This is a genomic window from Pseudomonas sp. Root71, assembly GCF_001429045.1.
Taxonomy (GTDB): domain Bacteria; phylum Pseudomonadota; class Gammaproteobacteria; order Pseudomonadales; family Pseudomonadaceae; genus Aquipseudomonas; species Aquipseudomonas monachiensis.
In genome coordinates this window covers 266,107-281,068 of the sequence record NZ_LMHY01000027.1, presented here as the reverse complement: position 1 = coordinate 281,068, position 14,962 = coordinate 266,107, and the positions used below count along the sequence as shown (strand labels likewise).

Annotated in this window: 12 protein-coding genes and 1 pseudogene; 5 read left to right on the top strand and 8 right to left on the bottom strand. The window is 60.7% G+C overall.

The genetic code is table 11. The features are described 5' to 3' along the window. Positions 1–6: 6 nt before the first annotated feature. From ASD95_RS21710 to ASD95_RS21700, 3 genes are read right to left on the bottom strand one after another with little or no spacing between them, the layout of a single operon-like run. The gene (locus ASD95_RS21710; protein WP_056725601.1) at positions 7–267 is read right to left on the bottom strand and encodes a phosphopantetheine-binding protein; all 261 of its coding nucleotides are present in this window, start codon (positions 265–267) and stop codon (positions 7–9) included. Continuing rightward, the gene (locus ASD95_RS21705) at positions 248–1,057 is read right to left on the bottom strand and encodes a lysophospholipid acyltransferase family protein (protein ID WP_056725599.1); all 810 of its coding nucleotides are present in this window, start codon (positions 1,055–1,057) and stop codon (positions 248–250) included. The genes ASD95_RS21710 and ASD95_RS21705 overlap by 20 nt, the downstream gene beginning before the upstream one ends. Then, positions 1,033–1,758, bottom strand: a complete 726-nt coding sequence (locus ASD95_RS21700; protein ID WP_056725598.1) for a beta-ketoacyl synthase chain length factor — start codon at positions 1,756–1,758, stop codon at positions 1,033–1,035. The genes ASD95_RS21705 and ASD95_RS21700 overlap by 25 nt, the downstream gene beginning before the upstream one ends. A 356-nt stretch (positions 1,759–2,114) precedes the next feature. Between ASD95_RS21700 and ASD95_RS21695 the strand changes: the two genes are divergently transcribed. Beyond that, a complete protein-coding gene (locus tag ASD95_RS21695; RefSeq protein WP_015093167.1) occupies positions 2,115–2,885 on the top strand; it encodes a ParA family protein in 771 nt (256 codons plus the stop codon). Positions 2,886–2,978: 93 nt separating this feature from the next. On the opposite strand, the gene trxC is transcribed toward ASD95_RS21695, so the two are convergent. The 4 genes from trxC to ASD95_RS21675 all read right to left on the bottom strand — a co-directional run bounded on the left by trxC (position 2,979) and on the right by ASD95_RS21675 (position 10,144). Beyond that, positions 2,979–3,413 (bottom strand): thioredoxin TrxC, encoded by a 435-nt coding sequence (gene trxC / locus ASD95_RS21690; RefSeq protein WP_056725595.1) that lies wholly within the window; start codon positions 3,411–3,413, stop codon positions 2,979–2,981. Between the two features lie 73 nt (positions 3,414–3,486). Next, the gene (gene selO / locus ASD95_RS21685; protein WP_056725593.1) at positions 3,487–4,950 is read right to left on the bottom strand and encodes a protein adenylyltransferase SelO; all 1,464 of its coding nucleotides are present in this window, start codon (positions 4,948–4,950) and stop codon (positions 3,487–3,489) included. 48 nt (positions 4,951–4,998) lie between these two features. Further along, complete coding sequence (gene mscK, locus ASD95_RS21680; protein ID WP_056725591.1) at positions 4,999–8,367, bottom strand: mechanosensitive channel MscK; 3,369 nt, start codon at positions 8,365–8,367, stop codon at positions 4,999–5,001. Between the two features lie 34 nt (positions 8,368–8,401). Beyond that, positions 8,402–10,144 carry a potassium/proton antiporter gene (locus ASD95_RS21675; RefSeq protein WP_056725589.1) on the bottom strand — a complete coding sequence of 581 codons (1,743 nt, stop codon included), beginning with the start codon at positions 10,142–10,144 and terminating at the stop codon, positions 8,402–8,404. Between the two features lie 327 nt (positions 10,145–10,471). On the opposite strand from ASD95_RS21675, the gene ASD95_RS21670 reads away from it, so the two are divergent. From ASD95_RS21670 to ASD95_RS30405, 4 genes and pseudogenes are all read left to right on the top strand, one after another. Beyond that, entirely contained in the window at positions 10,472–10,681 is a 210-nt protein-coding gene (locus ASD95_RS21670; RefSeq protein WP_056725587.1) for a hypothetical protein, read from the top strand. Continuing rightward, the gene (locus tag ASD95_RS21665) at positions 10,678–10,980 is read left to right on the top strand and encodes a cell division protein ZapA (protein ID WP_007981180.1); all 303 of its coding nucleotides are present in this window, start codon (positions 10,678–10,680) and stop codon (positions 10,978–10,980) included. Before ASD95_RS21670 ends, ASD95_RS21665 begins: the two co-directional genes overlap by 4 nt. 100 nt (positions 10,981–11,080) lie before the next feature. Continuing rightward, positions 11,081–12,169 (top strand): annotated as a pseudogene (locus tag ASD95_RS30410) (HAMP domain-containing protein); the annotation flags it as partial. Between the two features lie 18 nt (positions 12,170–12,187). Beyond that, a complete protein-coding gene (locus tag ASD95_RS30405; protein ID WP_411741803.1) occupies positions 12,188–13,033 on the top strand; it encodes a methyl-accepting chemotaxis protein in 846 nt (281 codons plus the stop codon). A 119-nt stretch (positions 13,034–13,152) separates the two neighbouring features. Here the strand turns inward: ASD95_RS30405 and ASD95_RS21655 are convergent, their stop codons facing one another. Continuing rightward, a complete protein-coding gene (locus tag ASD95_RS21655) occupies positions 13,153–14,955 on the bottom strand; it encodes an acyl-CoA dehydrogenase (protein ID WP_056725583.1) in 1,803 nt (600 codons plus the stop codon). Positions 14,956–14,962: the final 7 nt, after the last annotated feature.

Genomic DNA, 14,962 nt, shown 5'->3' with positions numbered 1-14,962 from the left:
CCGGTCTCAAGCTGCCTGTTTTGCAATGACGAACGCCGCAAGGCTCGCCACGTTACTGAAGTGATTGCGCGTGTCCTTGGCATCGGCGTCGATCTTGATGCCGTATTTTTTCTGGATGGCCAGGCCCAGTTCCAGGGCGTCCACCGAGTCCAGGCCCAGGCCTTCGCCGAACAGGGTCTGCTCATTGCCGATGTCGTCGGCACTGATGTCTTCCAGGCCAAGGGCGTCGATGATAAGCATTTTGATATCACGGTGCAGATCGCTCATCTTCGGCGAGCTCCTTAATAAAGTAAGAATGTAGATAATCGTTGAGCTTGCGCGAGGCCTGCGGAGCCGGCCCCTGCGTGGCGAAGGTCTGTGGGTCTATATCGGCCTCGACCCGAAAACTGAAGTGCACGCGCCGCTTGGGGATGCGATACCAGGGCTCGGCCTTGGTCAATGTGGTCGGGCTGACTTTGATAATGACCGGGGTGAGGATTTTCGCACCCCGCAGGGCGATTGCCGCGCCGCCCCGATGAAAGGCCGGCGGCTGGCCGGGTCGGGTGCGCGTACCTTCCGGGAAAATGATCAGGGTCTGGCCGTCTTTCAGCGCGTCGGCAGCCGCGTCGAGCATGTCCATGCTGCCGTCGTTGCTGATGTATTCGGTGCAGCGCAGCGGCCCGCGAGTGAAAGGGTTTTCCCAGAGGCTTTGCTTGACCACGCAGTTGGCGTGACGCACCAGACCGATCAGAAAGACCACGTCGATCAGCGATGGGTGATTGGCAATGATCATTTGCCCGGGACGACCGAGTTTTTCCGCGCCTTCAATGTTATAGGTCAGTACCCCGGTACGGGCCATGAAACGCACAAAAATCCAGAAACAGCGGCTGACCGTTTGCCGGGCCCGCAGCCGATGGGTCCGGGCGTCGCCCGGCAGGCAGTTCAGCACAGGGAAAATCACCAGGCGCAGGCACAGCCCGCCCAACCCGAACAGGGCAAAGCTCGCGGCGGTGGCCAGTAAGCGCCAGTGGTAGGCGTCGCGGTTTTTCTCGGTCACGGGTTGCGTTGCCAGGTCCATACACGATTTTTCCAGGCATGTTGGCAGGTGGTTTGCTGGCCGAGCAGCGTACGCAGCAGATTCAGCGCGTGGGGCCAGCGGGATTTGGACAACGCATCCGGGGGGCTGTTCAGGGACAACCGCCAGTCGGTGCCGGGCGTGATCAGCAGGCCGACGGCATAAGGGAACGGTACGTCGTCGATCCAGGTCGAGTAAGCCTCGGGCGGCCGCTCTTCGGTGACTACCAGCAGTACCGCGTCAGCGCCTTCAGCCAGCAGCGCGGCAGCTTCGAGCATGCCATGTTCCAGGCCATCGCCTGCGGCGGCCAGGGCGGTCATTTCGCTGGTTTCACCACGCATGATCGACCACAGGCCAATGATCGCGTTATGCACCGACAAGCTGAAGCGGGTTGGCGACAGCGGTTGATCGGTGGCCAGGTCGCTGAGGATCTCGATCGTGCGGGGCGTTTCGCCGTGACGGGAAACAAAGACCAATGGCAGATCCTGCCGACCTTCGGCCAATGGCCAGCCGACACTGAATGCCATGCGCGCCAGACGGCTGAGCCGCCGACGCTGCATGGCCGGCAGAAAGGAAACGTCGGGAGCGGCATCGCTGTCCGGCAGCACAACCGGTTGTCGGCACCAGGCCTGCCAATCGGACACGCTATCAAGCCCAGGGGCCCAGGCGCGCCATTGGGCGATGTTGAAGTTGATCACAGACATTCATTCCACCCTCACGGGCTTACTTGACGCGGGGGAGTGGCCGAAAGCCGGGACTTACCCTGCGTGGCGTTTGGCGCCGAGTGGCGCGCATTATCCCGGTGCCGGGAACGTGTAGCAAATGCTGGTTACATTTTGCTCAGCAAGATGAAGCTACTGGCTCGCAAAAATTGAACGATTGGTAATTATTCACAGAATTATGACTCCGTCTGTCAGTTCTGGCGTCGAATCGCCGGGCTGTTCAGGGCCTTTCAAGCAGGAGAAGGCAACTGACTGTGTAGTCCTTGCACTGGTGAGGTAGCGTAGCCATGCCGGGGACCACTACACTCGGTCATTCTTTGATACACGGAGGTTTTGACATGCGGCGCGTGGTGTTCAATCAGAAAGGTGGCGTTGGCAAATCCAGCATTGCCTGCAATCTGGCGGCGGTCAGTGCCAGCGAGGGTTTTCGCACCTTGTTGGTGGATCTCGATGCCCAGGCCAACTCCACTCAGTACCTGACGGGGCTCACCGGTAGCGATATCCCGATGGGCATCGCCGATTTCTTCAAGCAGACGCTGTCTTCCGGGCCGTTCTCCAAAAAGAATCAGGTCGACATCTACGAAACCCCCTTCGATAACCTCCATGTCATTACCGCCACCGCCGAACTGGCGGACTTGCAGCCAAAACTTGAAGCCAAGCACAAGATCAACAAGCTGCGTAAGTTGCTTGAAGAGCTGAGCGAAGACTACGACCGGATTTACCTCGACACCCCGCCCGCGCTGAACTTCTATGCGGTTTCAGCGTTGATTGCCGCTGATCGTGTATTGATTCCCTTCGATTGCGACAGCTTTTCACGCCAGGCACTGTATGGCCTGATGGCGGAAATCGAAGAGTTGAAGGACGACCATAACGAAGGCCTGGAAGTCGAAGGCATTGTCGTCAACCAGTTCCAGGCCCGCGCCAGCCTGCCCCAGCAGATTCTCGATGAGCTGATCGCCGAAGGCCTGCCGGTGTTGCCGGTGTACCTGGCCAGCTCGGTACGCATGCGCGAATCCCACCAGGCCAATACGCCACTGATCCATCTCGACCCGCGGCACAAGCTGACCCAGCAGTTTGTCGAGTTGCACAACCTGCTGGAAAACGCCTGAAGATCAAAAGATCGCAGCCTGCGGCAGCTCCTACAGATTGGGCGCTGATGTCCTTGTAGGAGCTGCCGCAGGCTGCGATCTTTCCGGGCAGTCTCAGATCCCCTGGCTACGCAACCAGCTCATCAACTGCGGTAACGGAAAAGCCCCGCTCTGCCGGGCGACTTCCCGGCCGTTCTTGAACAGGATCAGGCTCGGAATCGAGCGAATCCCCAATTGCGCCGACAACTGCTGGTTCGCCTCGCTGTCCAGCTTGGCCAGTCGGCACTTGCCCACCAGTTGCCCGGCCGCCTGCTCGAACACCGGTGCAAACGACTTGCACGGCCCGCACCAGTCCGCCCACACATCCACCAGCAGCGGCAGATCGCCCTTGATCTGGCTGGCGTAGTCGCTTTGTTTCAATTCAAACGGTTTGCTCAGCATGACTTCAGCCTTGCAGCGCCCGCACTTCGGGTGGTCGTTCAGGCGCTCGGCGGGAATGCGGTTGAGGCCGTTGCAGTGGGGGCAGGGGATGAGGAGTGGGTCGGTCATGACAAAACGTCCAGTCGAAAGCGAATGATCCTTATCTGGAGACAGGACTGCAGATTTTCAATCGTGCAGTGCCTCACGACGAACAACTGATCTCCAGGTGCTTGCCCCATTCCGGTGGTCGCTCGGCGTAGCTTTGCATCCCCGGTTGTTCCTCGAACGGATTGCTCAGCACGGCGTGTAGCCGGCGGACTTCCGAGTAGTCGCCGTTCTGCGCCGCCTCGATGGCCTTCTGCGCCAGGTAGTTGCGCAGGATGTACAGCGGATTGACCGCGTGCATCCGCTGGCGGCGCTGCTGTTGATCAAGCGTGCCTTCACGTGCCACCCGGGCGACGTAGAGTTCGCCCCAGGCATCAAAGCCCTTGAGGTCGACGAAGTCATCACGCAAGCGGGTGATGGCCTGTTCCGGTGCTTCATCACCCAGGCGGCGGAAAAACAGGCTGTAGTCGACGCCGCTGTTTTGCATGAGTTGCAGCAGGTTCTCCAGCAATTTCTGGTCGTCATCCTCCGCGGTGGCCAGGCCGAGGCGGCGGCGCATCAGGTCCAGGTAATGAGCCTGGAACAGCGGCAGGTACAGGCCGAGGGTTTCGCGCAGGGCTTCGACGCTGATGAACGGCGTCAGGGCCTGGGCCAGGGCGCTGAGGTTCCACTGGCCAACTGGCACCTGGTTGCTGAAGGAGTAACGGCCCTGGTCGTCGGAGTGGTTGCAGATGAAGTTGGCGTCGAAGTCGTCGAGGAAGGCGAACGGGCCGAAATCGAAGGTGATGCCCAGGATCGACATGTTGTCGGTGTTCATCACCCCGTGGCAGAAGCCATACGCCTGCCATTTGGCGATCAGTTCGGCATTGCGCTCCACCACTTCGCGGAACATCGCCAGGTACGGCTCCGGTTGTTCCAGGCACTGCGGAAAATGCATGGCCAGCACGTGATCACCCAGCTCTTTCTGCTGCTCGGGGCGCTTGGTGTAGTAGAAGTATTCGAAGTGCCCGAAGCGCACATGGCTCGGCGCCAGGCGCAGGACCATGGCCGCGCGCTCCTGTTTTTCGCGCCACACCGGGGTGTCGGAGCCGATCACGCACAGGGCGCGGGTGGTCGGGATATTCAGCGCGTTCAGGGCTTCGGAGGCGAGGAATTCGCGGATCGACGAACGCAGTACCGCCCGGCCATCGCCCATGCGTGAGAACGGCGTCTGGCCGGCGCCTTTTAGGTGCAGGTCCCAGTGTTCGCCAGCCTCGTTGTACACCTCGCCGAGCAACAGGCCACGACCGTCGCCCAGTTGCGGGTTGTAGGAACCGAACTGATGCCCCGAATAGACCATCGCCCTTGGAATTGCGTCGGCCCAGAGCTTGTGGCCGCTGAACAGTTCGGCGAACTCCGGGGTTTCGGCCACGGCCGGGTCGAGGTCCAGCAGCGCCATGGCGGCGGGGCTGGCCACGACCAGGCGCGGATTATCGATGGGCTCGGGCAGCACATGGGCGGAAAACGCATCGCCCAGGCGGTCGAAGCGGTTATCGAAAGTGAGTTCGTCGAGGGCTTTCAAGGGCCGGCTCCAGCAGAATGTCCGAGCATTCTGCTGGGGAAAGTCCGGTTAGTCGAGTTTGGCGGCGGGCGGTTCTTGCGCTGGCTTGCCGTCGACGATCGGCACGATGGTTTTCGCTTCCGGTTCGATCGGCACCATCTTGTATTCCTGGCCGTGCAGGTTCTTGAGGTAGACCTCCATCTGCCGGAACGAGATGTTGATGTGCTGCTTCTTGAACTCGCGGTTGATGAAGCGGTTGACCTCGTCGAGCACCGGGTTGCGGTCGCCGAGATCGCGCACGTGCATGCGCAACTCGTGGTCGAGGGTGCTTTCGCCGAAGTTGAGGAAGTACACGTGGGGTTCCGGGTCTTTCAGCACGCGCGGGTTATCCCGTGCGGCCTTGAGCAGCAGCTCTTTCACCAGGTCCAGGTCCGAGCCGTAGTCGACGCCGAGCTTGAGGGTCACCCGGGTGATGGTGTCGGTCAGCGACCAGTTGATCAGTTGCCCGGTAATGAACGTCTTGTTCGGGACGATGATGTCCTTGCGGTCGAAGTCGGTGATGGTCGTGGCACGGATGCGAATCTTGCTCACGGTGCCGGACAGGTTGCCGATGGTGATGGTGTCACCGATCCGCACCGGGCGTTCGAACAGGATCATGATGCCGGAAATGAAGTTGGCGAAGATCTCCTGCATGCCGAAACCGAGGCCGACCGACAGGGCCGCCACCAGCCACTGCAGCTTGTCCCAGCTCACGCCGAGGGTCGACAGCGTCGAGACGAAACCGACGCCGGCGATCACATAAGACAGCAGTGTGGTGGTGGCGTAGGCGCTGCCCTGGGCAAGATTCAGCTTCGACAGCACGAACACTTCGAGCAAGCCCGGCAGGTTGCGTGCCAGGGCGAAGGTGATGCCGATGATGATCAGCGCGCCGAGCATGTCGCCGATGCTGATCGGTACCATGCTCATGTTGGCGCCGGTACCGCTGGTGTATTCGTAGAGGGTGACGTTGTCCAGGTACGAGAACACCGTGATCAGGTCGGCCCAGACCCAATACAGTGCCGCCATGAAGCCGCCGAGCAGTGCCAGGCGGATCAGGCGCAGGGACTGTTCGTTGACCTTCTCGATGTCCATCGTCGGTTCTTCGATCACCGCTTCGCCATCGCCGGCCTCTTTGGCGGCCAGCCGCTTGGCCAGGGCGCGCTGGTAGGCCAGGCGCCGCGCCGCCACACTGAGGCCGCGCACGAAGGTGGCTTCGATCACCAGCCAGAACATCAGCAGGTACAGGGTGTTGATCAAGCGGTCGCTGAGCTTCAGTGCGGTGTAGTAGTAGCCGAAGCACACCGCCACGAACAGGGCGACGGGCAGGGCGGTGAACAGGACCCCCACCAGTTTGCGGAACAGCGAAGCGTTTTCGTGGGTCGGGCTGCTGCTGAGCAGGCGGCTGAGCAGCAAGGTCATCAAGGCGTAGCAGATCAGCACCACCGGCATGCCGAGCACGTCATCGGCCAGTGCCGCCGGTTGCAGTTCGGCAACGGCGACGACGGTCACCAGTGCCATCACCACGATACCGAGGCGGCGGATCCATCTGCGCAGGAATTCCACCTGGGGCTTTTCCCAACGGAAATGCAGTTCTGCCACACCACCTGGCGCGAGGATCCGGTAGGCGGTGTAGAACACCAGCCAGGCCCCGGCCATTTGCAGCAGCGCCGCGCCCATATTGGCGTTCTGTCCACGGGCGTCGATCTGCAAGGCCAGCCCGCACAAGGCGAGGCCCAGGGAAACCGGCATCGCCAGCAGAATGTTGATCAGAATCGCCTGCGGCGTGTGCCACTGGCTATCGCGCTTGAAGTGACCGATGTCCTGGTGAACCTTGTTCAGTCGCGCGTACAGATTCTTGCGCCGCCACAGCAACGCGCCGATCAGCAGGGCCAGTGGCAGAAACAGCAGTGGGCGCTGGGTCAGGCCGTCGGTCAGTTCGCTCAGGCTTGACAGTACCGGCAGCGAATCGAGTTGCCGCTGCAGGCGATCCGGCACGCTGTGAATCCACTCCAGGTCCAGCGGCTTGTTACTGGGAATCCAGAACATCTGCTCATCCAGGGTCGCCCGCAGGCTTTGCGCGGTGCTGAGCAATTGCTTCTGGTTCAGTTGCAGGGTGATGGATTCATTGAGCACCGCACTCAGTTCGCGGTTCAGTCGCTCCAGCAGGTCGGCGCGGGTGGTGGCCAGTTCCATCAGGCTTTTGCGCAGCTGCGCCGTGACTTGCTCGGGGGGTTGGGTCGACAGCAGGTTTTCGACGTAGGTGGTCGGGTTGCTCAGCAATTCCCGTTGCTGGCTGACTTCGAACTGATACAGGCGAATGTCGGCGATCTGGTCGGCCAGGTTGCGGTCGAGCCGCAGGCGCGGCAACGCCTGTTTCTGTTTGTAGAGAATCTTCGAGAGCAGCAGGCTGCCTTTGAGCACGTTGATTTGCTCGTCCAGGGCCGCATCGCTCTGGGTCAGGCTGTCCAGTTGCTGCTTGGTCTGCAGGTTCTGCTGGGTGACTTCGTTCAGGCGGTCGGTGCTTTTGAGCAGGTAGTCCGAGAGCTTCAGGTTGGCCGCGCTTTCGGTGGCCAAAAGGCTGCTGCCGCCGGCCTTCTGCGCTTCGATGGATTGCTGGGTGACCGTTTCCTGGGACAACGCCAGGCGCTTCTGGTTGATCAGGGTTTGCAGTTCCTGGATTTCCCGATCCAGGCGGTCGGACCGCTCCGACAACAGGTCATGCTGGCTGTTGCCGAGGTCTTGCAACTGGGTATTGCCGGCCAGTTCCTGGCGCCGCAACGGGATCAGGGCGTTCAGCGCTGCCAGCTCGGCATTGAGCTGGTCGCGCTGCTCGGGGCTCAGGGTCTTGCCGGCGTCTTTGCCGTTCTTGAGGGTGTTGTTGATCTGCTGAATGCGCGTCTGGCTGCTGGATATCTCCGCCTGGGCGCGCTCGGGGCGAGTCTGGGCGGTGATGATCAGGCTGTTGGCGTCGGCCAGGGCCTTTTGCAGGTCGCTTTGCTGGGTGGAGCGCTCGGTGAGCAATTGTTCCAGCTGCTGGATCGGTTCCTTGGCGAAACGCTGCGCCACCGGCACCACGGAACTGGCCTTGAGGCGGGTCAGTTCACGCTGGTTCTCGATGGTCTGTTTGGGCGCACTGCTCAATTGCTGCTTGAGCGCGATCAGCTTCTGCTCGTAGTCGCGCTTGTTGTTGAGCTGGTTCAGCGTGCCTTGCAGGACCGATTGCAGGGCCTTCTGATCGGCTTCCGGCAGTTTGCGGTCGGAAATCTTGTCCAGGCTCGCTTGCACGGCTTCGCTGGAAGGCGGTTCGGCCGCTTGCGCCGCTTGCGATAAACCAAGGGTGCCGACAGAGAGACTCAAACCCAAAAGGGCAATGGCGAAAATGGAGCGCAGGTTAGGCATAAAGACCGGTCAAGCAAGTGATAGTGGAAGCAGTTTAGAGGAAGAGTCCGGGACCCGGGCGACTTCCTTCGGGGAATCTGACGCCCACTTTACCGATCTTGTTCCCGTCCATGACGGCCACGGTCCAAATGGTGTTGTTCCATTCCACCTGGTCACCCACCACCGGCGCGCCCCCAACCTTCTGGGCAATGAAGTGGCCCAGGGACATGTCCGGATCGATGCCTTCGACCTTCAGGCCATACAGTGCCGCAACCGCGGCCAGCTGGGCGTCTCCTTCGAGTACGAAGTCGCCGAAGAAACGCAGATCGAGGCCCCGTTGCGGCGCTTGGCTGAAGAGTTTTCCGAGGGCCGGCAGGTTGTGTTCATGGCCGATAACACACAGCAAATCATCGACTTCTAGTACCGTACTACCCGACGGATGGAGTAATTGTTGGCCACGAAACAAAGCGGCGATACGGGTGCCTTCGGGCATTTTCAGCTCGCGCAGGGGCGAACCGATGCACCATTTTTCCGCGCCGAGGCGATAGACGAACAGCTCCCACTCGCTGGTGACGTGTACTTCCAGGGCCGAGCGGGAGATGGGCGCCGGCTCCGGGGGCACCGTCACCTTTAGCAGCTTGGCGACCCATGGCAGGCTCGTGCCCTGAACCAGCAGCGACACCAGCACGATAAAGAACGCGAGGTTGAAGTACAGCTGGGCGTTGGGCAGGCCGGCCATCAGCGGGAACACCGCGAGAATGATCGGGACCGCGCCGCGCAGGCCGACCCAGGAAATGAAAGCCTTCTCGCGACCATGAAATGCCTTGAACGGCAGCAGGCCAACCATCACCGACAGTGGCCGGGCAAACAGAATCATCCACAGCGCCAGGGCCAGTGCCGGCAAGGCGATAGGCAGCAGGTCGTGAGGCGTCACCAGCAGCCCCAGCACCAGGAACATGCCGATCTGCGCCAGCCAGGCCATGCCGTCGAGCATGTGCAGGATGCCGTGGCGGCTGCGCACCGGACGGTTGCCGATTACCAGGCCGCAGATGTACACCGCCAGAAAGCCGCTGCCGTGCAGGGCGTTGGTCAGGGCAAAGACGACCAACCCGCCGGCGATGACCAGAATCGGATACAAACCGGTGGCCAGATTGATGCGGTTGACCAATTGCAGCATCAGCCAACCGCCACCAAGACCGATGACGCCGCCGATACCGAACTCGCGCAGCAAGTGGGTCAGCAGGCTCCAGTGCAGGCCGGTCTGGCCGCTGGCGAGCATGTCGATCAGGGTGACGGTGAGGAACACTGCCATCGGGTCGTTGCTGCCGGATTCGATTTCAAGGCTGGCGGTTACCCGTTCATTCAGGCCCTTGCCACCCAATAGCGAGAACACCGCGGCGGCGTCGGTGGAGCCGACGATGGCGCCGATCAGCAGGCCCTGGATCAGATTCAGGTTGAACAGCCATGCGGCCGCCATGCCGGTCAGCCCGGTGGTAATCAGCACGCCGACCGTGGCCAGAGAGAGCGCCGGCCATAACGCCACGCGAAAACTCGACACTCTGGTGCGCAAGCCACCGTCGAGCAGGATCACTGCCAGTGCGAGGTTGCCGACCAGATAAGCCGTGGGGTAGTTATCAAAAAGAATGCCGGCGCCATCGACACCGGCCACCATGCCGACGGCCAGGATGATCACCAGAATCGGGATGCCGAGGCGGGACGAAAGTGAGCTCACCAGAATGCTTGCACCTACCAGCAACGCGCCGATCAAGAACAGGCTGTTGATGGTCGTCGCATTCAAAGGCAGTACTCCAAAAAGCTGAAAGGCGGGCGCAAACTGACCATGCAGTCTGCGTGCCAGCGATTCTAACCTGTTGAAATGTGATGCTGTCAAAAAGGTTTTGTGTCATCACAGAGCGCCGGACTGAGGTCTTGAGCGCGTCTCGTTTCCACCGGTTGCACCTTGTGGCGACGAAGTGCAGGAACCAGATCGGGCAATCACAGTCTCTACAGTTCGCGAGAAAGGTCACTCGTCAGCAAAATCAAGGCTTTGCGCCTGTATAACCCTGGCATCCAGGGTGACTTTTCTTTATCGTACGCGCCCTTTGAAAATGCCCGGAAAATCAAAATGTTGGAAGCATCCCTTAGCCAATTGGAACAACTGGTCAGCGACCTGGTGCAACAGAACCAGAACCTGGCCGCGGAACTGGCCCAGGCCAAAGATGAAAACGAAAGCCTGCAACTGAGCCTGATGGAGCACGAAGAAAAGCAAGGCGCCACGGCGGCTCGCATCCAGGCCCTGGTTGAGCGCGTCAGCGCAGGCCCTGTCAGCGCATGAGTTACAACGCCGCAGGGGTAAAAGTCGTCTCGATCCTGGGGGAGGACTATTCGATCAAGGCACCGGCCGGGGAAGAACAGACCCTGCTGGACGCCGCGATGATGTTGAAGGCAGCCCTGGCCGAAACCAAGAGGAAGTACCCGACGCTGATCGGTGACCGACTGCTGGTGCTGGCGGCGATGAATCTGTGCTCCCAGCAGATCGAAATGCAGAAGCAGCACAAGCTCGAACTCGACCGTTACCAAGAGCAAGTCAGCGCCACGGTTGAAGTGATTTCCAAGACGATCAATCAGGCCTGATCGGCTTTGCGCACAACCAAAGAATAAATTGTCGGTTGGCTTGTATACAATCGGCACGGCTGTTGCAGTGTTTCAGCCTCTTATTCTTTGGGGGTGCTCCATGCAGTTCTGGCGACGCAGTATTCAATGGCAGTTGATCCTGAGCATGGGCACCGCTCTGCTCGTCAGTATCCTGATCGTGGTTGGCATTTATACCCTGGTGGTCAACCGCCTCGCCCAGAGCTATCTGGTCGAGCAAGCCTTGCCGTCGAGCATCGAAGCGATGCGCAACGATATCGAGCGGGTCCTCGTTCAACCCCTCACCGCTGCCAAGGACATTGCCAGCAACAGCATGGTGCGCAACTGGTTGGCCGGGGGTGAAGACAGTGCCCAAACCGCAAGCTTCGCGCAGTACCTGGAAGGCATCCGCGCCGAGCACAAAGCCTTTACCGCGCTGATCATCGGCACCGCGTCCAGCCATTACATCAGCGAAAAAGGCCTGGACCGCACCCTCAGTCGTTCCAATCCCAAAGACGCCTGGTTCTACTCGTTCCTCGACAGCAACCAGCCGCGCACCCTCAATATCGACAATGACACGGCGACCGGAGAATTGGCGCTTTTCATCGATCTCAAGGTGGAGCAGGCGGGCAAAATCGTTGGTGTTGCGGGTCTTGGCCTGAGCATGAAAGAGCTGTCGGAGCTGATCCACAACTTCAGCTTCGGAGAGCGCGGCAAGGTCTATCTCGTGCGTTCGGATGGTTTGATCCAGGTGCATCCCGAGGCGCAATTCAGCGGCAAACGTACCTTGGCCGAGCAGATTGGTGCTACGGCAGCGCAAGCGGTGATGGGGCAACTCTCTACCTCCAAAGCGTCCGCCACCAACAGTGGCTTCCAGCGTGATGGCGAAGATTATCTGGCGTTGAGCTTGCCGCTGCGCGATCTCGGCTGGACCCTGGTGGCCGAAGTGCCACAGTCGCAGATCTACGCCGAAGCCCGCCGCGCCATGTGGGTGAGCAGCGGGATCGGCCTGGCTGTCGCGCTGGTGTGCCTGTTGCTGGTAGTACTGCTGGCCCGTGGGTTGGTACGGCCGATTCGTCAGGTAACAGCGGCACTGGTTGCCATCGGTAGCGGTGGTGGAGATTTGACCCACCGGTTAGATTCCAGCCGTGCCGATGAGCTGGGCGACCTGGCCCGTGGGTTCAATCGGTTCCTGGACAGCCAGCGCGACATGATTGGTGAAGTGCTGACCACCAGCGAACGCCTGCGCACGGCGGTGGTTCAGGTGGCCAGGGTTGTGGATAACACCGCTGAACGTTCCGGTCGCCAGCAGGAAATGACCGACATGGTCGCCACTGCTGTCCATGAAATGGGCCTGACCGTTCAGGAAATCGCGCAGAATGCCGGCAACGCAGCAGTCGCGTCGCAAACCGCTCGGGATGAGGCGATGCAGGCGCGGGAAGTGGTGGGTGGCTCGATCCGCCATATCGAAAGCATGTCTGACGAAATCGGCATCGCGGCCAGTGCTGTGGGTGAGTTGGCGCATCAGGTGGCGTCCATCGATCAGGTGCTGGCGGTGATTCGCGGGATTTCCGAACAGACCAATTTGCTGGCGCTCAACGCCGCTATCGAAGCGGCGCGGGCCGGGGACATGGGGCGCGGGTTTGCCGTGGTGGCCGATGAAGTGCGGACGTTGGCGCGACGCACACAGTCATCCACCGACGAGATCCAGCAGATGATCGGCAGCCTCAAGCAAGGCGCGGAGAATGCGGTGTCCTCGATGCATTCGGGGCAAGCGGCGACGGGCACGGGTGTTGAGTCGAGCCAGCGCACCGGGGCTTCGTTGACCGCGATTACCGGGCAGGTCGAGCGCATCAGCGACATGAACCATCAGGTGGCGACGGCGACGGAAGAGCAATCGGCGGTGACAGAAGAGATCAACCGTAACGTGCAGGGCATTTCCGATCTGGCCCGGGCGACGGCGGGGGAGGTCAGGGCCTGTCGGGATGATTGCCAGACGTTGCAGCGCTTGGCGGATGATCTGGCGCGGCAGATGGGTGGGTTCAAGCTGAGCTAGAAGCTCAAAATCAAAAGATCGCAGCCTTCGGCAGCTCCTACATGGATCTGATATACACCCTGTAGGAGCTGCCGAAGGCTGCGATCTTTTTTGTGGCCATTACACCAATCTATACCTGATCAGAACCACTCATCCTGCATCCCAAGGCAAACATCATCCCGCGCCTCAAGAATCGCCAGCTCATGGTGACAGCCCGGTACTTCCCACGTCAGGAAATACCGCGCCGCCTGCAGCTTGCCTTTATAGAAGCTCACATCCGCCGCACTACCCTTGGCCAAACCTTCCTCGGCACGGATCGCCTGCTCCAGCCAGCGCCAGCCAATCACCGTGTGACCAAACACCTTCAGGTACAACGCCGAGTTCGCCAGGCTGCTGTTGACCTTGCCTTGGGCCAGGTCGGTCAGCAGGCCGATGGTCACGGTTTGCAAACGAGCAACCAGTTTTTCCAGCGGTTCACGCAGCGGCGTCAATGAGTCAAACGCCTGTGCTCGCTCGCCAGTGTCGGCGATCAGGCGGATCAGTTGCTTGAGTCCCGCGCCGCCATTCTGCGCCAGTTTGCGACCCAACAGGTCCAGTGACTGAATACCGTGGGTGCCTTCGTGGATCGGGTTCAGGCGGTTGTCGCGGTAATACTGCTCCACCGGGTATTCGCGGGTGTAGCCGTGGCCGCCGAGGATCTGGATCGCCAGTTCGTTGGCCTTCAGGCAGAACTCCGACGGCCAGGATTTGACGATCGGCGTCAGCAGGTCCAGCAGTTCATGGGCCTGTTTGCGTTCGGCTTCGGTCGCAAGGGTCGTGGTGTCATCGAACAAGCGTGCCGCATAAAGCCCCAAGTCAAACGAACCTTCGACGTAAGCCTTTTGTGTCAGCAACATGCGTTTGACGTCGGCGTGATTGATGATCGCCACCGGCGCGGTGTTCGGGTCCTTGCTGTCCGGCACGCGACCCTGCGGCCGCTCGCGGGCGTATTCCAGCGAATACAGATAGCCCGCGTAGCCAAGCATCACCGCGCCCATGCCGACGCCGATGCGCGCCTCGTTCATCATCTGGAACATGTAGCTCAAGCCCTGGTGCGGCTTGCCCACCAGATAGCCGACACATTCTCCGTTATCGCCGAAATTCAGCGCGGTAGAGGTGGTGCCGCGCCAGCCCATCTTGTGGAACAGACCGGCGAGCAGCACGTCGTTGCGTTTGCCGAGGCTGCCGTCATCGTTGACCAGGAATTTCGGCACAATGAACAGCGAAATGCCCTTCACCCCGGCTGGTGCGTCCGGCAGCTTGGCCAGCACCATGTGCACGATGTTTTCCGACAGCGGGTGATCGCCACCGGAAATGAAGATCTTGTTGCCCTTGAGGCGATAAGTGCCGTCGGACGCAGGTTCCGCGCGGGTACGAATATCCGACAGTGACGAGCCGGCGTGGGGTTCGGTCAGGGCCATGGTGCCGAAAAAGCGCCCGTCGATCATCGGTTGCAGGAAGCGCTGCTTCTGTTCGTCAGTGCCGAAGCTTTCGATCAGGTTGGCCGCGCCCATGGTCAGGAACGGATAAGAGGTCGAAGCCGCGTTGGCGGACTGGAAGTGCGAAAAACAGGCTTGGGACAGCAAGGTAGGCAGTTGCATGCCACCAGCGTCGAAACTACGCGCGGCGTTGAGGAAACCGGCTTCGAGGAAGGCATCCACCGCCGGTTTCACCTCTGGAATCAGAATCGCCTGACCGTTCTCATAGCGCGGCTCGTTCTCGTCGCCCTTGCGGTTGTGCGGGGCGAAGAACTTCTCGGCAATGCTGCGGGCGGTGCCAATGGCCGCATCGAAGGTCTCGCGATTGTGCTCGGCGAAACGCTCACGCTGGGTCAGGCCCTCGGCATCGAGGACTTCATATAGCTCGAAAGCCAGATTGCGGGAACTGAGCAACGTCTCGGACATGGCGACC

Bases quoted from the DNA above. Each gene is read 5' to 3' on its own strand.
- ASD95_RS21710 (WP_056725601.1), bottom strand. From the start codon at position 267: ATGAGCGATCTGCACCGTGATATCAAAATGCTTATCATCGACGCCCTT.
- ASD95_RS21705 (WP_056725599.1), bottom strand. From the start codon at position 1,057: ATGGACCTGGCAACGCAACCCGTGACCGAGAAAAACCGCGACGCCTAC.
- ASD95_RS21700 (WP_056725598.1), bottom strand. From the start codon at position 1,758: ATGTCTGTGATCAACTTCAACATCGCCCAATGGCGCGCCTGGGCCCCT.
- ASD95_RS21695 (WP_015093167.1), top strand. From the start codon at position 2,115: ATGCGGCGCGTGGTGTTCAATCAGAAAGGTGGCGTTGGCAAATCCAGC.
- trxC (WP_056725595.1), bottom strand. From the start codon at position 3,413: ATGACCGACCCACTCCTCATCCCCTGCCCCCACTGCAACGGCCTCAAC.
- mscK (WP_056725591.1), bottom strand. From the start codon at position 8,367: ATGCCTAACCTGCGCTCCATTTTCGCCATTGCCCTTTTGGGTTTGAGT.
- ASD95_RS21670 (WP_056725587.1), top strand. From the start codon at position 10,472: ATGTTGGAAGCATCCCTTAGCCAATTGGAACAACTGGTCAGCGACCTG.
- ASD95_RS21665 (WP_007981180.1), top strand. From the start codon at position 10,678: ATGAGTTACAACGCCGCAGGGGTAAAAGTCGTCTCGATCCTGGGGGAG.
- ASD95_RS30405 (WP_411741803.1), top strand. From the start codon at position 12,188: ATGATTGGTGAAGTGCTGACCACCAGCGAACGCCTGCGCACGGCGGTG.
- ASD95_RS21655 (WP_056725583.1), bottom strand. From the start codon at position 14,955: ATGTCCGAGACGTTGCTCAGTTCCCGCAATCTGGCTTTCGAGCTATAT.